This is a genomic window from Paenarthrobacter nicotinovorans, assembly GCF_021919345.1.
Classification (GTDB): domain Bacteria; phylum Actinomycetota; class Actinomycetes; order Actinomycetales; family Micrococcaceae; genus Arthrobacter; species Arthrobacter nicotinovorans.
Map to the genome: position 1 here is coordinate 1,183,361 of NZ_CP089293.1, position 20,095 is coordinate 1,203,455.

General features: G+C 64.3%; 19 protein-coding genes. 5 read left to right on the plus strand and 14 right to left on the minus strand.

The window, feature by feature from the left end; all coding sequences use genetic code 11:
- Positions 1-5: 5 nt before the first annotated feature.
- The 5 genes from JMY29_RS05685 to JMY29_RS05705 all read right to left on the minus strand — a co-directional run bounded on the left by JMY29_RS05685 (position 6) and on the right by JMY29_RS05705 (position 5,005).
- A complete protein-coding gene (locus JMY29_RS05685; protein WP_110504321.1) occupies positions 6-1,115 on the minus strand; it encodes an FAD-dependent oxidoreductase in 1,110 nt (369 codons plus the stop codon).
- A 106-nt stretch (positions 1,116-1,221) separates the two neighbouring features.
- Positions 1,222-2,076, minus strand: a complete 855-nt coding sequence (gene phnE / locus JMY29_RS05690) for a phosphonate ABC transporter, permease protein PhnE (protein ID WP_189075931.1) — start codon at positions 2,074-2,076, stop codon at positions 1,222-1,224.
- Positions 2,073-2,828 carry a phosphonate ABC transporter ATP-binding protein gene (locus JMY29_RS05695; RefSeq protein ID WP_189075930.1) on the minus strand — a complete coding sequence of 252 codons (756 nt, stop codon included), beginning with the start codon at positions 2,826-2,828 and terminating at the stop codon, positions 2,073-2,075. The genes phnE and JMY29_RS05695 overlap by 4 nt, the downstream gene beginning before the upstream one ends.
- Entirely contained in the window at positions 2,828-3,757 is a 930-nt protein-coding gene (locus JMY29_RS05700) for a phosphate/phosphite/phosphonate ABC transporter substrate-binding protein (protein WP_079581117.1), read from the minus strand. Before JMY29_RS05700 ends, JMY29_RS05695 begins: the two co-directional genes overlap by 1 nt.
- Before the next feature lie 42 nt (positions 3,758-3,799).
- Entirely contained in the window at positions 3,800-5,005 is a 1,206-nt protein-coding gene (locus tag JMY29_RS05705; protein WP_189075929.1) for a TIGR03364 family FAD-dependent oxidoreductase, read from the minus strand.
- Positions 5,006-5,168: 163 nt separating this feature from the next.
- Between JMY29_RS05705 and JMY29_RS05710 the strand changes: the two genes are divergently transcribed.
- From JMY29_RS05710 to JMY29_RS05720, 3 genes are all read left to right on the plus strand, one after another.
- Positions 5,169-5,936, plus strand: a complete 768-nt coding sequence (locus tag JMY29_RS05710; RefSeq protein ID WP_026267088.1) for a GntR family transcriptional regulator — start codon at positions 5,169-5,171, stop codon at positions 5,934-5,936.
- Entirely contained in the window at positions 5,933-6,604 is a 672-nt protein-coding gene (locus JMY29_RS05715) for a phosphonatase-like hydrolase (protein ID WP_189075928.1), read from the plus strand. Before JMY29_RS05710 ends, JMY29_RS05715 begins: the two co-directional genes overlap by 4 nt.
- A gap of 69 nt (positions 6,605-6,673) precedes the next feature.
- Positions 6,674-7,114 carry a DoxX family protein gene (locus JMY29_RS05720; protein ID WP_189075927.1) on the plus strand — a complete coding sequence of 147 codons (441 nt, stop codon included), beginning with the start codon at positions 6,674-6,676 and terminating at the stop codon, positions 7,112-7,114.
- 15 nt (positions 7,115-7,129) lie between these two features.
- Here JMY29_RS05720 and JMY29_RS05725 read toward each other — a convergent pair whose 3' ends face one another.
- Positions 7,130-8,200, minus strand: coding sequence for a Gfo/Idh/MocA family protein (locus tag JMY29_RS05725; RefSeq protein ID WP_189075926.1), 1,071 nt, complete (start codon positions 8,198-8,200; stop codon positions 7,130-7,132).
- Between JMY29_RS05725 and JMY29_RS20875 the strand changes: the two genes are divergently transcribed.
- Positions 8,199-8,330, plus strand: a complete 132-nt coding sequence (locus tag JMY29_RS20875; RefSeq protein WP_267912485.1) for a hypothetical protein — start codon at positions 8,199-8,201, stop codon at positions 8,328-8,330. The two genes, JMY29_RS05725 and JMY29_RS20875, sit on opposite strands and share 2 nt — an antisense overlap.
- Here JMY29_RS20875 and JMY29_RS05730 read toward each other — a convergent pair.
- From JMY29_RS05730 to JMY29_RS05755, 6 genes are all read right to left on the minus strand, one after another.
- Positions 8,308-9,000 (minus strand): ABC transporter ATP-binding protein, encoded by a 693-nt coding sequence (locus JMY29_RS05730; RefSeq protein ID WP_189075925.1) that lies wholly within the window; start codon positions 8,998-9,000, stop codon positions 8,308-8,310. The two genes, JMY29_RS20875 and JMY29_RS05730, sit on opposite strands and share 23 nt — an antisense overlap.
- Before the next feature lie 2 nt (positions 9,001-9,002).
- Positions 9,003-10,454, minus strand: a complete 1,452-nt coding sequence (locus JMY29_RS05735; RefSeq protein WP_189075924.1) for an ABC transporter permease — start codon at positions 10,452-10,454, stop codon at positions 9,003-9,005.
- Positions 10,455-10,740: 286 nt separating this feature from the next.
- Positions 10,741-11,838, minus strand: coding sequence for a substrate-binding domain-containing protein (locus JMY29_RS05740; RefSeq protein ID WP_035733403.1), 1,098 nt, complete (start codon positions 11,836-11,838; stop codon positions 10,741-10,743).
- Positions 11,839-11,892: 54 nt separating this feature from the next.
- Positions 11,893-13,164, minus strand: a complete 1,272-nt coding sequence (mmsB, locus tag JMY29_RS05745; RefSeq protein ID WP_018777226.1) for a multiple monosaccharide ABC transporter permease — start codon at positions 13,162-13,164, stop codon at positions 11,893-11,895.
- A 45-nt stretch (positions 13,165-13,209) separates the two neighbouring features.
- Positions 13,210-14,766: a multiple monosaccharide ABC transporter ATP-binding protein gene (gene mmsA, locus JMY29_RS05750; RefSeq protein ID WP_189075923.1), complete on the minus strand. Its 1,557-nt coding sequence runs from the start codon at positions 14,764-14,766 to the stop codon at positions 13,210-13,212.
- A gap of 130 nt (positions 14,767-14,896) precedes the next feature.
- A complete protein-coding gene (locus JMY29_RS05755; protein ID WP_018777228.1) occupies positions 14,897-16,087 on the minus strand; it encodes an ROK family transcriptional regulator in 1,191 nt (396 codons plus the stop codon).
- 306 nt (positions 16,088-16,393) lie between these two features.
- On the opposite strand from JMY29_RS05755, the gene JMY29_RS05760 reads away from it, so the two are divergent.
- The gene (locus JMY29_RS05760; RefSeq protein WP_229778610.1) at positions 16,394-17,239 is read left to right on the plus strand and encodes a carbon-nitrogen hydrolase family protein; all 846 of its coding nucleotides are present in this window, start codon (positions 16,394-16,396) and stop codon (positions 17,237-17,239) included.
- Here JMY29_RS05760 and JMY29_RS05765 read toward each other — a convergent pair.
- On the minus strand, positions 17,236-18,843 hold the full coding sequence (locus JMY29_RS05765; RefSeq protein ID WP_055974637.1) for a PucR family transcriptional regulator: 1,608 nt from the start codon (positions 18,841-18,843) through the stop codon (positions 17,236-17,238). The two genes, JMY29_RS05760 and JMY29_RS05765, sit on opposite strands and share 4 nt — an antisense overlap.
- On the minus strand, positions 18,833-20,065 hold the full coding sequence (gene alr, locus JMY29_RS05770) for an alanine racemase (protein WP_110504342.1): 1,233 nt from the start codon (positions 20,063-20,065) through the stop codon (positions 18,833-18,835). The genes JMY29_RS05765 and alr overlap by 11 nt, the downstream gene beginning before the upstream one ends.
- Positions 20,066-20,095 lie beyond the last annotated feature (30 nt).

Sequence of the window (20,095 nt, forward strand, 5' to 3'; positions counted from 1 at the left end):
AACTCCTAGCGGTCGGCGAGGAACCGGTCAGGTGCCACGCCGCCGTCGACGATGTCCTTCAGCACCCGGCCAATGGCCGGCGTGAACTTGAAACCGTGCCCCGAGAATCCGGCGCCCACCACCAACGGGCCGAAACCGTCCAGGACGAAGTCCTCCGTGGGGGTGGTGGTGTAGGTGCAGCTGATGGGAACCGCAGTGGAAGGGTCGACGCCGGGGAGCCACTCTTCCGCGTACCGCACCAGGGCTTCGAGCTGCTGGGGGATGGGCTCAAACGTGCGCTCATCAGGGTCCATGACGGGCCCGACGCCGTGCCAGCCCGCCTTGACGCCCTCTCCGGGGGTGAGCATTCCGTAGACCGGGCTGAACCAGTATTCGTAGAGCTCGTTGTTCGGGTCGGGGTCCGGATTATGGTTGAAGCTCGGCCACACCAAGGTGTTATCGGTCGGGGTGAAGTGGGCGGGCTGCTCCTGGGTGACCACCAGTGCGGGCAGCTTGACGAGGCCCTTCAGGACTTTGGGGGTCCATGCTCCAGCCGTCACCACCACGCGGTTGGCGGTGTACTCGGTTTCCTCCGTCACCACCACCACCGAATCGGCGCCGTCCACCCGGATGTCCCGGACCGGCGTCGAATACTTGAAGACCGCGCCGTGCGACTCCGCCGATTTCCGCAGCGCCACCAAGGCGTCAGCCGAGCGGATCCGGCCGGATCCTGGCACAAAGAGGACATCGGTGGAGAAGTTCATGCCCCGCCAACGGTCCGCGGCCTCGTCGGCGGACATGAAGTAGCTCTCGATGCCGCGTTCCTGGTGTGCTTCCCGCACCAGTTCCAGCTTGGGGATGTTGCCATGGTTGGCCAAGCCCACGAGGTCCAGCAGCGGCGCCCCGTTTTCTGCCGCGAGCTCGTCCCAGAGGGTCTTGGACTCTGCGAGGAGGTCAAGGTAGTCGGCCTCGGCGTAGGCGGTGTTGAAGTTGCGGGTTGCTCCGTGGGAGGCGCCGATGTGGTGGCCGGCCTCGAACTGTTCCAGCAGGACCACCGAACGTCCGGAGCGGGACAACTGCCATGCAGCGGCCGATCCCATGGCTCCTCCGCCAACAACTACAACATCAACCTGCATGCCTGCTCCATCCACAACGTCCGCGAGACCAACCGTGGCTCCAAGAAGAGCCACCTCCCATTCTGCCCCCAGTTGGGTTGGAACGTGGATTGGGCCGGAATGCGGGTTACGCAGCCAACCGCCGGCGGATCCACGCGGAGAACTGGTCCACCACGACGATCAGCACCAGCACGATCAGGATGTGCGTGAGCATGGAATCGAACTGGAAGGACTTGATGGACTGGTTGATCAGCAACCCGATGCCACCGGCGCCCACCAGGCCAAGGACCAGTGAGGACCGCACGTTCACGTCGAAGCGGTACAGCAGCAGGCCCACGAATTGCGGGATCACCATGGGCAGCGTGGCATTGGCTACCTGCTGGATCCGGTTGGCGCCGGCGGTCCGCAGTGCCTCCTGCGGCCCGGCGTCGATCTCCTCCATGGACTCGGCCCACAGCTTTCCCATGACACCGGTGTTGTGGCAGATCAACGCGAGGACGCCCGCGAACGGACCCAGGCCCACGGCGGTGACAAAGATCAGGGCAAACACTATGTCCGGAACCGCCCTGAAGAAGGACAACACAGCCCGGGCAGCTTGGTACACCGAAGGATGCGGACTGGTGTTCCTTGCCGCAAGCGAGGCCAGGAGCAGGGCGAACGGCACGGAAAACGTGGTGCCGAGCAAGCCGATCCACAGGGTCACGAGCGTCGCTTCCAGCCCGGGCTTCACGGTCCGTTCCCAGCTCAGGTCCGGCGGGAAGGCATCACCGATGAACGCCGCCATGCCTTTCCAGCCGTCCACCAGCAACTCGGGTTTGAAGCCCGTCCCTTGGATGGCCACAGCGTGAAGTCCGACGACGACGGCCGCCCCTGCCGCCGTCGTGATCCACCGCAGGGGCTTCTTCGGGCGGACCAGAGCCACGCGGCTTTTGCTTGTTGAGTCCCGGCGCGCGACGGCGGGGGTCAAGGTATGGGGTGTCATGCTGCGATGTTCCTGTCCGGGGCATACAACGTGTTGAGGTGTTCGGCGGTGACTTCCGTGGAGGGAAGGTCGAAGTTCATGGAGCCGTGCAGCAGCCCGATGGACCTGTCCGCGTAACGCAGTGCAAGGTCCGGCTGGTGCAACACGGCCGCGACGGCGAGGCCTTCGGAGTGTGCGAGTTCGCGCAGCAGTGCCATGACTTGTTCAGCGGCGTGCGGGTCCAGTGCGGAGACCGGCTCGTCAGCGAGTACGACGTCGGCACGCTGGCACAGTGCCCGGGCTACTGCCACGCGTTGCTGCTGTCCGCCGGAAAGCCGGCCAACTCGCTCGAAGGCACGGTCCGCCATGCCAACGCGGTCCAGGCAGTCCAGGGCTTCCTGCTGGACTTCGGCGGGGAACAGCAGCGGAGTGAGGGAACGCACTGTGGGAATGCGTGCCAGGGCTCCGGCGCAGACGTTATCCAGGGCCGTGCGGCGCGGAACCAGGTGGATCTTCTGGAAGATCATGGCCATCCGCTGCCGCGCCTGCTGGAGCTCGCGGCCCTGGAGACGGTCCAGTGCCGTGCCGTCAATGCTGATGCTTCCGGCATCGGGAGCGGTGATGCCCATGACGCAACGCAGCGTGGTGGACTTGCCCGAGCCGTTGGCGCCGAGGAAGGCAACCAGTTCACCGGGGGCGACGGAGAAGTCGACACCCTGAAGGACGGTCCTGCCGTTGAAGGACTTACCCAGCCCTTGGACGGAGAGCGGCATTACAGATCCTTCTCCGTGAGGTGCATGGTCTTGGCGAGCTCGAACAGGGGCGTGTAGTTGTCCTTGGTGACCTCCAGCAACGGGCCTGGAGGGGTCACGTCCAGGAACTCTCCAACCTTGGCAACGTCGGCGGGCTCCAGTGACAGGAACGCCTCCTTGACGGCTTGTTTGAAGGCGGGATCGGCGTCGCCGCGAACGGTGATGGGATCGTTCGGGATGGGGTTGGACGTCCAGACCTGGCGGAAATCGTCCTTGGCGAAGGTTCCCGCGGCGATCGCCGTGGCCAGCGTCTGCGAGTTGATCTCGGCCGCGTCCACCTTCCCGTTGGTCAGGGCAAGGAGTGCCTCCGGGTGGCCGCCGGTGTAGTCCATGGTGAGGTCGGCGTCAGCGATGCCTGCCTCACGGAGACCGAACCGGGGCAGGACATCGCCGCTGGTGGATCCGACGCTGCCCAGGGCCAGGGACTTGCCCTTGAGATCGCCGATTGCCTGGATGGGGCTGTCCTTGGGTACCCAGATTCCGGCCGTGTAGCTGCTGAGCTCCTTTTCTGCCGTGCCGAATGAAACCAGTGGTTCTGCGCCTGCCTTGGTGTCGGCGAACACGTAGCCCAGCGGACCGAACTGCCCCAGGTCCAGCTTGCCGTTGCGCATGGCGAGGACTTCGGCTGCGTAGTCCTCCACCACCTGGACTGTGACCGGGCATTCGAGCTTTTTGGAAAGGGCAGCGGCCAGGACGTCGTAGGCGGGCTTCAGCTTGGCCGGGTCCTCGTAGGGCTCGATGCCGAACTTGATCCCGCCGTTGGGGCAGGTGGCCGACACCGTCCCGGGGGAGGACTGGTCTGGAGAGGACTGGGCTGAGCCGCCGCATGCGGTCAATGCCAAAGCAGCGGCGAGGGCAAGCGCGGAGCCGGTGAAGAGCGTGGTTTTCATGGGAATCCTTAGGCGAAGGGAGGGGTGGGGGAACGGAGGAACTCAGGACAGACGCGACACATTGCGGTGTGCCAGGCCAAAGGACAGGGTCATGCCGACGCCGGAGGTCACGGACACCACGGTGACGCCCGGTTGGATGTTGCGGACCAGGATCGGGGCAACGTCCGAGGACGCGTAAATGCCTTGCCAGCGTTCGATGATTTCCAGGGGCCGGCCGATCCTGCCGCTGATGTCGTTGTTCAGGGCGTCGGTGACTGCCTCGTCCAGGAACGGGTCGGCGGTGCGGTGGTAGTGGTGCGAGTCGCCCAGGATGATGGTGCCGTCCGGGCGTTGGGTGAACATGACGTTGGCGCCGATGTCCAACAGTTCCGGCTGCTTGGCTTTCACTTCGGAGCGCAGGGCCTCCGCCGCGGGCATATCGGTGAAAGCCGGGTAGCGGAGCATGGACGTTGCGGTGAGCACAGCCGGTGTGAAGCGGACTCCGGCTGGCCCGGCAGCCAATGACATCTGGAGCGCGCACCGCTGGATCCTGTGTTCCGCAGCGAGGTCCGGGAACAGGTAGTCGACATCGTGGCCCACGCACACGAACACTTGCTTCGCCTGCAGCGCGCCGCGCGATGTCTGCACGGTCACGCCGTCCGGCGATTGGCTGAAGCCCAGTGCCGCGGTGTTCCAGTGAAGTTCGACGCCGGGCTGCCGGCTCAGCCATTCGGCCAACTTTGCGACGGTGGTCCGGGGATCGACGCGGAGGTCGTCGCGGAGGAAGGCTCCACCGACCAGGCCGGGCCAATCGCCTTGGCGGGTGCCGCCGTCGGGCAGTCCGGCCGCAACCGGGTCCAGGCGCTCCCGTGTCGCGTCAGGGGAGAGCAGTTGCACTTGGCCGGGCTCCCGGGCTGCGGAGAGTTCGCGCAGGACAGCCATCTCTGCATCGGTACGGGCAAGGACCACTGCTCCGGATTCAACGGCCCAAAAACCTGCCTGCTCGGCGAACTCGAGCCAGTACTTCCGGGACGTCCTTGCGAGCTCGTACAGATCGCCGGACTGCGCCGTGATGCAGCAGTGGCCGAAGTTCCGTACCGAGGCGCCGGCGGCGTGGTGGTCGCGTTCGATGATGGTGACAGTCAGTCCGTTGGCAACAGCGTGAGCGGCATGTGCCAGGCCGATGATGCCGGCGCCGACGACGACGACGTCGACGGCTTGGCCGGGGCTGTTGCCGGTGGCTGAGGTGGGGTTGCTTGCGTTGTTCACACTATCGACCTTGACGGCACGCAAGAGGTGAATCAAGCCACATTGCCACTTGTATATACAAGTTAATCAAAATTTAACCTCCGTTCATGTTTGTTCACGCCGGATTCATGTGGGATGCAGCGAAAGAGGCTCTTTTGATGCTGGCGACTTGTATTATCAACTGGTGAGCACTCAGCAAAACGCACCCCTCCATGTCCGGCTCAGCGAGGAATTCATGCGCCGCATCACTGACGGCGAATGGCCGCCAGGTTTCCAGCTTCCAAGCGAGGCGGAGCTGTGCCGGGAGTTCGGAACCTCCCGCGGACCGATCCGCCAGGCGCTCGCCTTCCTCCGTTCCGAAGGCGCGGTTACAGGTGGCCGGGGCCGTCCCCCGATGGTCCGTTCGTCCGTGCCGTCGCAGTCGTTCTCCACCTTCAACTCGTTCACCGAGTGGGCGCTGGGGATCGGCAAGAAGCCCGGCCAGCGAACCCTGGAGGTGGCACGACGCGAAGCGAGCCCGGAAGCTGCGGAAGCGCTCGGACTGGTGCCGGGGACAACGGTTGTGGAAGTCCTGCGGGTCCGCTATCTGGATGAAGCTCCGGCCATGATTGAGCGCACCACGTTCGTCCTGGACGTAGGCCGGAAACTGTTCGACTTCGACACCGACTCGGGATCCATTTTTGCGTTCCTCAAGGACCAAGGCGTGGATCTGCACAGCGCACGGCACACCATCGACGCAGTAGCGGCCAGCGACGAGGACGCAGAACTCCTGGAGCAACCCGAAGGAATTCCGCTCCTGCGCGAACGCCGCATCACCCGTTCCGGTGACGGCCAGCCCCTTGAATACTCAGAGGACCGCTACCTGCCGGCCCTTACCAACTTCACCATCGACAACACCGTGGAGCGCAGGGCAGCCCTGGTCCGCATCCACACCGAAGGAGCCACCCCATGATCAAGCTCGTAGCCTGCGATATGGCCGGAACCACCATCGACGAACACGGTGACGTCTATGTTGCCCTGGCCCGCTGCGTCGAAGAAACCGGAGCCGCCACCAGCCCCGAGGCCGTCCAGGAGTGGATGGGTGCGGACAAAGTGGAGGCCATTACCGCTTTGATCGAAGCCGGGGGAGGAGCCGCAACGGAGGACGCAGTGACCGCAGCGTTCGCGCGGTTCAAGGAACTCCTGGGCGGGTTCTACGATGCCAACCCGCCGGTCCCGCTGGAGGGCGTGGAAGACGCGTTCCGCGAACTCCGCCGCCAGGGCGTCAAGGTGGCCCTGACGACAGGCTTTTCACGCGACGTCGCCCGGCCGCTTCTTGAGCGGCTGGGGTGGGGCGTCGGCGACGGCAACCTGCTGGACGCCGTCGTGTGCTCCGACGAAGTAGCCGCCGGGCGTCCGGCGCCGTTCATGATCCACCGCGCCATGGAGCTGACGGGAGTCCAGGATGTCCGCTCGGTCATGGCAGCAGGCGACACTGTCAACGACCTCGCTGCGGCCAACAACGCAGGGGTCCTGGCCGTCGGCGTACTCACCGGCAAGCTCGGGCGCGACGAGCTTGCCGCGCACCCGCATCACCACATCCTGGCCGGAGTGAAGGACATCCCGGCGCTGCTGTCCTAGCTTCTCTTTCCAAGGTCGCCGGATTGCGGGCGTTTGGCCGGGAGCGCCGGGCATGGAAGATTGGACTGCGTGAAATTCCTTCACCCGTCACCCAAGTCCTCCGCCCATGGCGTCACGATCCTGCGCGTGGTCTTCGGCGCGCTCATCATGGTCCACGGCTTCCAGAAGTTCATGGCCGGCCATGCCGCGTTCGCAGCATCCGTTGCTGCCATGGGTGTGCAGAAGCCGGAAGTCGTTGCGTGGCTGGTGATCGCCGGTGAGCTGGGACTGGGGCTGCTGCTGGTCCTCGGAGCGCTGACCCGGGTGGCCGGATTCCTGTCGGCTTTGATGTTCGCCTCGATCTGGTTCGTGACGGAAGCGGGCAAGCCCCTGCTCACGGACAAAGCGGGCGTGACGGCGGAGCTGCTCATCATCTACTTCGCCGTGTCCGTGGCCTTCGTTTTCCTGGGCTCCGGGGCCTTCTCGCTGGACCGCAAACTGGCCAGGCAGCCAGGCCGCAAGGGGTCTTAACCCGTTCTGGTTAAATCACCGGGCATCATTGGGATAACGGACACCCAACTGTGAACGGACGCCGTCGAAGAGGCGCATCACATTGATGGAGTCTTCCAGCGGCATCACCGGGCTCTCGAGGAGTCCTTGCTGAACACAGCGGGTCACCTCGCGCAGTTCATAGGTGTAGCCGATGCCTGCAACGTCGAAGTGCTCGTGACGGGGCTCGTCCCAGCCGACCCTGACCAGCAGCTCACGCGGATTGTTTACCGATCCCACTGTCTGCAAGTAGCCAAGGCCGCCGGCAACGGTGGCTGTCCTTGGCCCATGGGCCATCAGGGACGACGTCAATTGCGCCTGTGCGCCCGTGTCATATCCCAGCGTCAGTGCGTTCTGCGTGTCCACGCCGTCCTCATTCAGCGATCCGATCGCCGTGACCGACTGCGGGAAGCCCAGCGTCCCCAAGGCCCAGAGCAAGGGATACACCGTGATGTCCAAGAGCGCTCCGCCGCCGTCGTTCAGGGCCCAGATGCGGGCCGAAGGATCGTACGGTGCCGGGAATCCGAGATCCGCGGTAACCCACTGGATTTGCCCCAGCTCACCGGACGCTGCGATCTCGAAAGCCCGCTGCATGCTCGGCAGGAAGCGGCTCCACACCGCCTCCATGAAGAACACGTTCTGCTCACGCGCGATCTTCACCAGTTCCATGGCCTCACGGGCATTGATGGTGAGGGCCTTCTCGCATAAGACGTGCTTCCCGGCCCGCAACGCCGCAGAGGCGATCTGGAAGTGCTGGGCGTGGGGTGTCGCCACGTAGACCACGTCCACCGCAGGATCGTCGAACAGACGCTGGTAGCCGGGAACACCGGCGTCGTCCCCATATCCCTTGGCGAAACCCGAAGCGTTGGCGAAGGCATCCGCGGCAGCCTGGGTCCGGGAACTCACGGCGTGGAGTTCCGCGTCCTCCAAGAGGGCCAGGTCCTGGGAGACGCTCTTGGCGATATTGCCCGTGGACACCACGCCCCACCGCAAAGGCCGCCCGGTGGCAGCGCGAGGATCCTGGTTGTACTGGGTTGTGAGCCACGGCACGGCAATAGGAAGAGTCATGCCAGCCATCCTCTCATTCCGCGCAGGTGTTGGCGGCCAAGGGCACAGCCGTCCTGTGGGCGCACTCGCCGGAGCCATTCCGGCGCTCGTGGCGGTGCGCGTCAAGGTCATCGACGCGATCCGGTTCTGAGCTCCTCGATCAGCCGGCCCTGCTGGAGACGGAAGCAGCGTTCGGTTTTCTGAGCCAGGCTGCGGTCGTGCGTGACCACCAGGATGGTGGTGTTGTGGTCGCGGCTCAGGGAGCTCAGGAGTTCGATGATGTGCTCGCCGGTCTGCTCATCGAGGTTTCCGGTGGGCTCATCGGCGAGGATCAGCTTGGGCTCGTTGGCCAGCGCCCGGGCAATCGCCACACGCTGCTGCTCCCCACCGGACAACCGGTTGGTCCGCCGCGAATGCTTCTCCGGATCCAGCTGAACCTGCTCAAGCAGTTCCTTGGCCCGCTTCAGCCTGGCCGCTTTGCGGACTCCGGCGAACTCCATGGGCAGCATGACATTGTCCACGGCACTGAGGTTGGGGATCAGGTTGAATTGCTGGAAGACGAAACCGATGTCGCGGCGGCGGTACTCGGTCAGCTTGCCGTCCGGCAGCCCCGCCAGGCTCACGCCATCGACAACGACGTCCCCTGAGGTGGGCTTGTCCAATGCGCCCAGGAGGGACAACAGTGTGCTCTTGCCGCTGCCGCTCTTGCCCACGATGGACGACAACGAACCCTTTTCGAGCTCGAAGCTCACGCCGTTGACGGGCTTGATGGTCCGGTCACCGGACTTGAACTGACGGACCAGGTCCTTGACTTCAATCACGGCTATTCTCCTCGGAGTACTTCGATGGGACGGATGCGGGCGGTCAGCAGCGCCGGAACCAGCGCACCGATGATGGCGACGGCGAACACCGCGGCGATGCCGGCCGCGAGGACGCCGGGGGAGACGCTGGCCGTGACGGAGCTGAGCAACTGTGAGGCCCCGCCAAACGGACCTCCCTGCCCGCCGCCGGGGAAGCCGCCACCACCGGGTACCGCCCCGTTTGGCATGGCGCCGGCAAGGCCGCCGCCGCGCTGGTTGGTGGGGGCCGCCGTCGTGGTTGTGTTTGAACTGATCAGTGCCGAGGCGATGCCGCCACTGGCGAACGATGCAATCACCGCGCCCACTACGCTGCCCATGGCAACGAGAACCAGGGACTCGAGGACAAATTGCAGGCCGATGGTGCGGTTGGGAGCACCGATGGCCTTCAGCACGCCGATTTCGCGGCGGCGTTCACGGATCAGCATGACCATGATGAGCAGGATGATGATCCCCGCCGTGGCGAGGGCCGCAATGAAGGCGACCATGGAAATGTTCTTCACGCTGTCCAAGGAGCTGACGGCTGTTTCAAGGTTGCGCTGGCCTTGGGTGACATCGGCTTTATCCGTGCCGAGAGCCGATTGGACGGCCGATTTGGTGCTGTCGACGTTCTCCATGCTGTTGACCGTGACGATCATGCTGGAGAGCTCGTCCGGTGTTGACGCCAGGGTCTGGGCTTCGGGGAGCGTCAGGTAGACGGCATTGTTGCCGAACGCGGTGCCGGCGTCGAAGATACCGGCCACTGTGAACGTCTTGTCCTGCACGGTGAAGGTGGACCCGACACTCAGGCTGTTCTTTTCTGCCAAGGACGTGCCTACCAGGGCCTTCCCACCGGCAGCCGTGTAATCGCCCAGCCCGGTGCCGCTGGTGATATTCAGTGCTTTGCCGGTGCTGTCGACCTCCGCACCGATGCCCGTTGCCGTGATCGGAAGGGCCCGGGCGGGCAGGGCGGTGGTGCCCGTTCCCGAATTTCCGTTGGCGTTGTTGCGGTTGCCCAGGGTGCCGGCGTCGATGGCCGCTGTCAGGTTGGTGCTGACCGTAGCCTGCTGGCCGCCAGGGCCGAAGCCGCCTCCAGGGCCCGCCTGCTGCGTGGTTCCTGTGGTTCCTGTCGTTGCAGTCTGCAGGCGCAGGGCCTTGGTTCCGACTACCGAGGTGACATTGGTGACCGACGCCACGGTCCCGGCTTCCGCCGTCGTGAGGGGTTCGCCGCCGCCTTCGAAGCCTTGCCCGCCCGCCGGGTTGACCGTCAGGGTAGTGCCTACGGAGGCGTTGAGCTCCTGCACTTTGGCGCCCACCGCCTGGTTGGCAACGAGCATGGCCAAAGCCAGCCCGATCGCTACGGCGAGGACGGCGACCACCGCCGCTGTTCTGATTTTGTTGCGGAAGGCATTGCCTACGCTTCGGGCAAGGACGCTCACGTTTCTCCTCTGGACCTGCAAGTTCGTGGCCCACGGGACGCGGGCTGCAGGTCCAACATTGCTGAGCGCTGCTGTGCGGCACTCCAGCCGAAGCTATGTGTGGGCTGTGAAAGCCTGGGGTCACGAATTCTGCTGGATCATTCACTTTCGCAGTTACCCGGAACCCCGAATTCCGGAGTTCTGGCCCGCCCCGGGGGCTCGATGATCCAGCAGAACCTGAGCAAGCGAAAGCCCCGGCCCGCCTGCTGGCGGACCGGGGCTTGCTGTAATACTTGGTGCTCGGGTGTTACTTGGTGATCGGGCCGAGTACCGGATCGTCGACGTAAGCCGTCTTGACGTTCTCAGCCGTAACGATCTGCGGCGGCAGGAGGAACGCAGGAACGGTCTTGACGCCGTTGTTGTAGGAGTCCTTGTCGTTGATCTCCAGCTGCTTGCCGGCCTGGAGGTCCTTCACCATGGTGATGGCGTGCTCAACGAGCTTGCGGGTGTCCTTATTGATGGTGGAGTACTGCTCGCCGGCCATGATGGACTTCACGGACTCAACTTCGGAGTCCTGGCCGGTGACCACGGGCAGCGGCTTGCCGGCGGCCTTGACGGACGTCAGCACCGCACGGGCCAGGGTGTCGTTCGGGGACAGGACGCCGTCGAGCGAAGCGGTGCCGTAGCTGCCGGTGAGCAGCGTGTCAGCGCGACGCTGAGCGTTCTCTGCCTTCCAGCCCTGGGTAACGGCCTGCTCGAAGGAGGTCTGGCCGGAGACAACCTTGAGGGTGCCGTCGTCGATCTTCGGCTTCAGGACGCTCATGGCGCCGTCGAAGAAGACCTTGGCGTTGGCGTCATCCGGGGAACCGGCGAAGAGCTCGATGTTGTACGGGCCGGAAGGCTTCTTGGCCTTCAGTCCGTCCAGCAACGCCTGGCCCTGCAGGACACCGACCTTGAAGTTGTCGTATGCCACGTAGTAGTCCACGTTGTCCGTGTTCAGGAGCAGACGGTCGTAGGCGATAACGGTGGCGCCGGAGTCCTTGGCCTGCTGAAGCTGGGTACCCAGCTGGGCGCCGTCGATGGCTCCCACGATGATGACCTTGGCACCCTTGGTGACCATGGCGCTGATCTGGTTCTGCTGCTCGGACACGCCGCCGTTGGCGAACTGGACGTCGGCCTTGAAGCCGGCGCCGGAGAGGCCATCGTTGAACAGCTTCTCCGCGAGGACCCAGTTTTCACTGGTCTTCTGCGGAAGTGCGACGCCGATCAGCGAGTCCTTGGGGAACGCTTCCCCGCCTGCCGTGCTGCTGCTTGAGCCGCTGTCAGTGCGGCCGCAGGCTGTCAGCGCCAGTGCCGCGATGGCAGCGACTGCTGCTGCCTTTCCTGCTTTACCAAACATTCGCATATCTTGGTTCACTTTCTGTGTGGGTGGGGTGGAGCGAGTCGAGCGGAAGCGGGATTACGCTTCCTTGGAGATGACCTCTTTGGTGGAGGTGGTTTCGTCGGGCTTGAGTTCGTTGTTGTTGCGCTGGAAGTTCTTCAGCAGCAAACCGGTGATCGAACGCTTGCCCTGGGACTTGTTGTAGACGTCGAAGGCAACTGCGGCCAGGAGCACCAGGCCCTTGATGATCTGGGTGAGGTCGGCGCCGACGCCCAGAAGCTGCAGGCCGTTGTTGAGGACGGCCATGACAAGGCCACCGACGATCGAGCCGATCACGGTACCGACGCCACCGGTAACGGCTGCGCCACCGATGAAGACGGCTGCGATGGCATCCAGTTCCCAGCCAACGCCATCGAACGGGCCCGATGCCGTGGAGCGGCCAACGAAGATCATGCCGGCCAGGCCTGCCAGGACGGACATGTTCATCATGACCATGAAGTTGACCTTCTTGGACTGCACGCCGGACAGCTCGGCTGCGTGGCGGTTGCCACCCACAGCGTAGACGTGGCGGCCAAGGACCGTCTTGTCTGCGATGAAACCGTAGATGAGGACCAGGACGGCCAGGATCAGGCCGGGGATGGGGAAGGACGTTCCGGGGCGGCCGGTGGCGAACAAGTACGTGGCGTAGAGGATCGCTCCGCAGATGAGGACCAGCTTGGTGACCTCAACCCAGAGCTCGGGAACGTCTGCGCCCAAAGCCTTGTTGGCAGCGCGGGCACGCAGCGACATGATGACGACGAATGCCGCAGCAACGATGCCCAGGAGCAAGGTGAGGTTGTTGAAGCCGGTGTTCGGGCCGATCTCCGGAAGGTAGCCGGAACCGAGGTACTGGAAGTCCTTGGAGACCGGGATGGTGTTGGACTTGCCGACAAACTGGTTGAAGCCGCGGAACAGGAGCATGCCGGCCAACGTCACGATGAAAGCGGGTATGCCGACGTATGCCACCCAGAACCCTTGCCAGGCACCGATCACGGCACCAAGGAGCAGCCCGAAGAGCACACCGGCCCACCAGGGCAGGCCCCAGTCACGCATTGCGAGGGCCACGAACACGCCCACGAATGCTGCCACGGATCCCACGGAGAGGTCGATGTGGCCGGCGATGATAACCAGGACCATGCCGATGGCCAGGATGAGGATGTAAGAGTTGCCGTTGAACAGGTTGATCACGTTGCCGGGCGTCAACGTGCGGCCGTCCGTGAAGATCTGGAAGAAGACGATAAGTGCCACCAGGGCGAAGATCATGCCGAACTGGCGGGTATTGCCACCAAATAGCTTCTTGAGCGCGTTCATTGTTTTGGTCCTTGTGTCAGGAAGGGGCGGGGCTGGGCCAAAGGGTCAGGCTGCTTTGCGGGAGGAAGTCATCAGCTTCATGAGGCTTTCCTGGCTTGCTTCGTTCTTGTCCAGGACGCCGGTGATGGCGCCTTCGAAGATGGTGTAGATACGGTCGGACAGGCCCAGGAGCTCCGGAAGCTCCGAGGAAATGACAATCACTCCCTTGCCCTGGTCGGCCAGCCTCTGGATGATGCCGTAGATCTCGTATTTGGCGCCCACGTCAATGCCGCGGGTGGGTTCATCCAGGATCAGGAGGTCCGGGTCGGTGAACATCCACTTGGCCAGCACCACCTTTTGCTGGTTGCCACCGGAGAGTTTGGCTACGCCCTCTTCAACCGATGGGGTCTTGGTCCGAAGCGACTTCCGGTATTCCTCCGCGACGCTGAACTCCTTGCGGTCATCAACTACGGTGTACTTGCTGATGGCGCGAAGGTTGGCCGCAACGGTGGTCGTCTTGATGTCGTCCAGCAGGTTCAGCCCGAGCGACTTCCGGTCTTCGGTCACGTAGCCGAGTCCGGCGTCGATCGCTGCCCTGACGCTGCGGAGCTGGATCGGCTTGCCGTCCTTGTAGATCTGGCCCTTGATGAACCGGCCGTAGGAGTGGCCGAAGACCGACCTGGCAAGTTCCGTGCGGCCGGCGCCCATAAGGCCCGCGAAGCCGACGATCTCACCGCGGCGTACAAAGAAATTGGATCCCTTGCAGATCAGGCGGTCCTGGATCTGGGGGTGACCCACTGTCCAGTCCTTGACCTCGAAGAAGACTTCGCCGATTTTGGGCTCGTGGTCCGGGAAGCGGGACTCGAGCGTCCGGCCGACCATGCCTTTGATGATGCGGTCCTCATCCACGCCATCGCGTTTGACGTTCAGCGTTTCGATCGACTTGCCGTCGCGGATGATGGTGATCTCGTCCGCGATCTGTTCGATCTCGTTGAGCTTGTGGGAAATGATGATCGAGGTGATGCCGCGGCCTTTGAGGCCAAGGATCAGGTCCAGCAGGTGCTGGGAGTCCGATTCGTTCAGTGCTGCGGTGGGCTCGTCCAGGATCAGGAGCTTCACGGACTTGTTCAGCGCCTTGGCGATTTCCACCAGCTGCTGCTTGCCGACACCGATTTCCTTGATGGGGGTGTCCGGGTCTTCCCGGAGGCCTACCCGGGCAAGGAGTTCGAGGGACCGCTTACGGGCCTCGGCCCAGTCAATGACACCCCACTTCGTCGGTTCGTTGCCCAGGAAGATGTTCTCCATGATGGACAGTTCCGGGATCAGTGCCAGTTCCTGGTGGATGATCACGATGCCGGCCGCTTCACTGGCGCGGATGTCCTTGAACTGCTGCGTCTCGGCCTGGTACACGATGTCGCCGGTGTAGCTGCCGTAGGGGTAGACCCCGGACAGGACCTTCATCAGCGTGGATTTGCCTGCACCGTTCTCACCACAGATTGCGTGGATCTCGCCGGCCATTACGCGCAGGCTTACGTTCGACAAGGCTTTCACTCCAGGGAATTCCTTGGTGATGGAGCGCATCTCCAAAAGGATGGGCTCGCCTTGCGTGTCGAGGGTTGTCATCAGCCCTTACGCCTCCAATGCATGACTTCGTTGTCGGCCCCGCAAACGGCGGAGCTGTCTGATGAAAAAGTAAACTGGATCACCTATCTTGTCGTCAAGACTTGAACGCATGATCCAGCTAACGATTTCGTTACCTACCAGTAATACCGGCGTGCTGGAACACCAAAGCGGCCGCTCCGAGGGCCTCTGCCCGGGCGCCGAGGGAGGACATTGCCAGGTGCGTCGTCTCGCCCACCACGGGCACGGCATGGCGTACCAGGCCCCTGCGGATGGGGTCCAGGAGCAGGTCGCCAAGACCAGCCAGCGGGCCACCGACAACGATGACCTCGGGGTTGATCAGGTTGGAAACGTTCCCCAGTGCACGTCCCACGGCCAGGCCGGCGTCGTCCACGACGCGCTGTGTCGCGGAGTCCCCGGCGAGGCAATTGCGCACGATGTCCTGGGGCGTCAGCAATGTCTCCTGGCCGCGGCCCAACAGCTCGATCATGGTGGTGGTGGACGCTATCGTTTCCAGGCAACCCCGGTTCCCGCAGCGGCACACGAGGCCGTGTTCATGGATCGTCGCGTGGCCGATTTCACCGGTGATGCCGACGTTGCCGTAGTACGGGAATCCGTTGAGGATCAGGCCGGCGCCAATGCCCGAACCGATCTTGAGGAACATGAGGTTGGAGACACCGCTGTGCGGTCCCCAGGTCACTTCGGACAGCGCGCCAAGATTGGCGTCGTTGTCAACAAAGACGGGGCAATTCAGTGCTTCCTCCAGCCTGTGGAGGATGTCGATGCCCACCCATTCGGGAAGGATGGCGCCTTGCGCGACGGTGCCGGACCTGCGGTCGATCGGGCCGGGAATGCCGGCTCCTGCTCCGACTACGGCCGTTCGGTCGATGCCGTTCTCCCGGAGCAGTTTCTCCAGCAGGCGGACCGCAGCGGCGATGCCCTCTTCCGCCTGGTGACCCAAGGGCAACTCGATGTAGTCCTCGGCAATAACGTGGTAGCCCAGCGAGGCCAGAACCACCCGCAGGTGGCGGCGTCCGAAGTCGATTCCGACGGCGACAGCCCCGTTGCTGTTCAGCCGTACGTTGGTTGCGCGGCGGCCGGAGCTCGTGGTCGGTTCGGTGGACACCAGGCCGGCGTCCTGCATGATTTTGACGATGTTCGAGATCGTGGCGGTGGAGAGGCCGGTCTGCCGCGAAAGCTCGGCTTGCGTGGACGGTCCGCTCAGCAAGCACTCGATGATGCGCTGCTGATTGAGGTGGCGGAGCGCGGACTGCGAGCCGGGTTTTCTTGGGTGGCTCTTCGTTGAGCGCTGCGTAGCGGGCATGACAAGAAGATTGCCCCAGAAGATGCGTTGTAGTCAAGAAGTGAACACAGCGAGTCAAGTATCGCTGACATACTCCAACGCAAGGACACTCTCTAAGTACCCCCTGTGAGGCCCGATATGCGCCCTATCCCCAACTTTTTAGGCGCAGAGCGAACCCCGCAACAGGGGAGGCGCGTGCAATGCGTCCCGGGTTCGCGGCCCGCAGGTCCAATTGCATCGCCGCATGCAACGGAGCGAAGCCTAGGCTTGAACCAAGAAGATGTCCCATGCCCACGGACGGCAGGGATCAGGTGAAACAAGGTGGTAATGATGCTGCTCGCAATCCTGCAGGCGAACGCCTCCGTCATGGACGTGGACGCCAACCTGCGCACAATCGAGGACGCAGCCCAGCGTGCTTCCAGCGCGGGAGCTGCTCTGCTGCTCACCCCGGAGCTGTTCCCTGTTGGTTACGCGCCACTGCGCCTGCATGCCGAGTTGGACCCCGCCACTTTGCCGGCAGTTCGCGAACGCTTGGCCGGGATCGCGCGCACTCACGGCATTGGCTTGGTCTACAGCCTGCCGGCCGTCGCCCCCAAGGAGGCAGCACACGACGACGCCGCGCAGCCGGCTTTGGCCGGCGACGCCTGGCACATCACGGCCACTTTGCTGGACGCTTCGGGCGATGAAATCCTCAATTACGCCAAGGTCCACCTCTTCGGTCCGGAGGAACACAAGGCGTTCGTCGGCGCCCAGGTACCTCCCGCCGTCGTGGATTTCAACGGAATCCGCACGTCGATGCTGATCTGCTACGACGTCGAGTTCCCTGAAGCAGTGCGTGCCGCGGCCACCCGCGGTGCTGAACTCCTGCTGGTGCCGACAGCCCTTTCCGCCGGGTTCGAGAACGTGCCGCAAGTCCTCATCCGCGCCAGAGCGTTGGAAAGCCAGCTCAACGTGGCCTACGCCAACCATTCCGGCCACGAGGACATCTACAACTTCCTGGGCGGCAGCGTGGTGGCCGGTCCTGACGGTTCGCTGCTCGCCGCCGCGGGGGAGGGCGCAGCGTTGTTGTTCGCGGAGGTCGGTACGGAAACGGTCAAGGCCGCCCGTGACGAAGTCCCGTACCTGCGCGAACGCAGGCCGGAACTGTACAGCGAGTGGGAGCAGCAGGCCTAGGCAGTGGCCTCCCGGTCCGCCGTCACCAATCCGTCCACGTACTGCAGCGCGAACCACAACTCTGCCCGTACCTGCGCCTGGTTGAGGTCCATGTCCAGCAGCTCCCCGAGGACGCCGATCTGCCGGCGCACACTGTTCCGGTGCAGGCCGAGCAATTTGGCGGAGCCGTCCCAACTTCCGTTTTCGCTGAGCCATCCCCGCAGCACGGACAGCAGCGGATCCCTGCGGTCCGGTTCCAACGCCAGCACGGGCGCCAGAAGCCGCTCGGCCAGCATGGTCCCCGCTTCGCGTCCCAGAAGGCCGGTGACCGACCACGTCACCTCGTCCACGCGTGCGCTCATGCCACTGGAGACAACCCGGGACCGCAGGGAGCTTGCCCGCTGGTAGGCCGCTGAGAGCCCGTGAAGTTCCGTCGGTTCGCCAATCACCAGGCGCCAGCCCAGTTTTTCGATGTCGGCCAGCAGCGAATCATCGACCCTCAAACGGGTGATCGCCGCGAAACCGTACTCGGTGATCTCCACCAGCTTGGTGTCGAGCAGACGCCGCCATTGGAGCACCTCGCGGACGGGACCGTCGTCGGCCGCCCCATCCACCCGGACACCCTGCACCACCCGCATCTGCGCCGACCTGGTGGACGACAAACTCTGTGCCAGCAGGTCCTTGAGGCCGTTGACGTGCTTGGTCCCGCCGGTAGCCAGGGAGTCCGGATGAAGCAACACCGCGGTGGCGAGCTGGCTCGGAGCCAGGGATCCGCTGGTTCGTTGCCGCACCAGCAGTTCCAGCAATCCCACGGCCGACTGCACCACGTTGTTCTGCGCAGGTGTCAGCGGCGCGTCCGAACCGAGGATCAACGCGCCAAGGTTCGCGTCTTTGGTACTCCGCAGGGGGTGCCCAAACACCAGCGCCGATCCCGGCTGCTCAAAGCCGTCCATCTCCACGCGGGGACCGCTGCCGGACAGCAGCCGCTCCAGCATCGGTGCCAGCAGTGAATGCTCGACGCCGTTGCTGCCGCCGGCATTGTGCCCGCGTGCCCTGACCCGCCCGTCCGCCCCCACCAGCAGCGCCCACACCGGTACGCGCTGGACGAGGGCTGCCAGCAGTTCGTGTTCCGGCCTGGGGGAGAGGACCGCGCGCATGAGCTGCCGGTTGGTCTCGGCGAGCTGCCGGAAAACGCGTGCGTTGTCTGTCTCCAGAAGCTGCGAGAATTCAAGACCGATCGCGGCGAACGGGACGGACTCCGGTACCTCGAAAAGGGTGAGGTCGTGGGTGCGGCACGCTTCGACCAAGGCCTCAGGTACGGCGTCGAAGTAGGGCCTGATGCCGAACCCCAGTGCAGCGACCTTGGCGTCCACGAGCCGGCGGACGTAGGCGTCAACCTTCGCCGCCGTGCCGCCCTCCCCAAGGAAGGGCAGCCCGGCGGTGAGGAGGAATTCGCCCTCGGGCAGGTAGGGCGTGGGGTCTTCGAGCTCACTGGGTTCCACCCACCGCAGCAGCGAGCCGCCGCTGCCGCCGTCGTGAATCATTTTCAACTCGGGCGGCAGCTGCTCCAGGAACTGCTCAAGCGTGACGAAGCTCAGGCGGGCGGTGGCGGGTTCAGGCGACATTGCCTTGCCCGGCGGCTGCCGGCTCCTGGTAGTCGGGGCATTGGTAGGCGGTAGTCGAGTAGGCACGGGGGAGGCGCGGTGCGATCCTGTTGATGATCTCGTCTCCATGGCTGCCGATCGCGGCACCCCAGTCGTCGGCGCTCGCCGCTCCGCTGGAGGGATCGCCGAACAGCACGGCGGTGTCTCCCACTGCGATTCCGGACGCATCCGGCCCGAGGTCCACCATGAACTGGTCCATGCAGACCTTGCCGATTACCGGCACGCTGCGGCCAGCGATGTTCACCACCGAGCGTCCGCTGATGCCCTTGGGAATGCCGTCCGCGTAACCGAGCGGGATGAGCCCCAGATACCGGGGTTCGTAGGTGATGGCCTGGTGTTCGTAGCTGACCCCGGTGCCCGCTGGGACCTTTTTCACCATGACCAGCGGCGCAGTCACGCTCAGCGCCGGGCGCAGCCCGAAGTCCGCCGGGTTGAGGTGGTCCGCCGGAGCGAGGCCATAGATTGCCAGCCCTGCGCGGACCATGTCGAAGTGGAATTCGGGGCGGTCCAGGATGTTGGCGGAGCTGGAAACGTGCCGCAGTTCCGGGGTCAGCCCGGCGTCACGGGCTTCACGGACGGCGTCCTCGAACTCGGCGACGGCGGCTGCGTTGCCAGGGTGTGCCGGGACATCGGCCCAGGCCAGGTGGGTCCAGAGGCCGCGGACGCGGAGGGTTCCGTCGATTTCGGCTTGCCGCGCGTGCGCCACGAGTTCCGCCCAGTCTTCCTTGCGCGCGCCGCCACGGCTGAGGCCGCTGTCCAGTTCGAGATGGACGACGGCGGGGCGGCCAAGGCGGCCGGCGATACCCGCCAGGACCTCCAGTTGGCCAACGCTCCCGAGGGACACGTCGATGTCGTTTTCCAGCGCCTCGAGAATGGTGGCACTTGTCTGGGATGCCAGATAGAGCCAGGAAAGGATGGGCAGGGTGATGCCTGCTTTGCGGAGGGCGATGGCTTCCGTGAGTTGGGCTGTTCCCAACCAATCGGCCCCGGCATCGGCAGCAGTTCGGGCCACTTCCACCAGGCCGTGCCCATAGGCGTTGCCCTTCACCACGGCCATGAAGAACGGCGCCTCGGTGCGCTGTTTCAGGGCCTTGACGTTGTCTGAAATGGCGGACAGGTCAACGGTGACCTGTCCGGAGAGGGCCGCTGGGGCAGCCTCTTGATAGTGTGCATTACGTCTCATGGTTGAACACTATAGGTCATTTTGCACCGT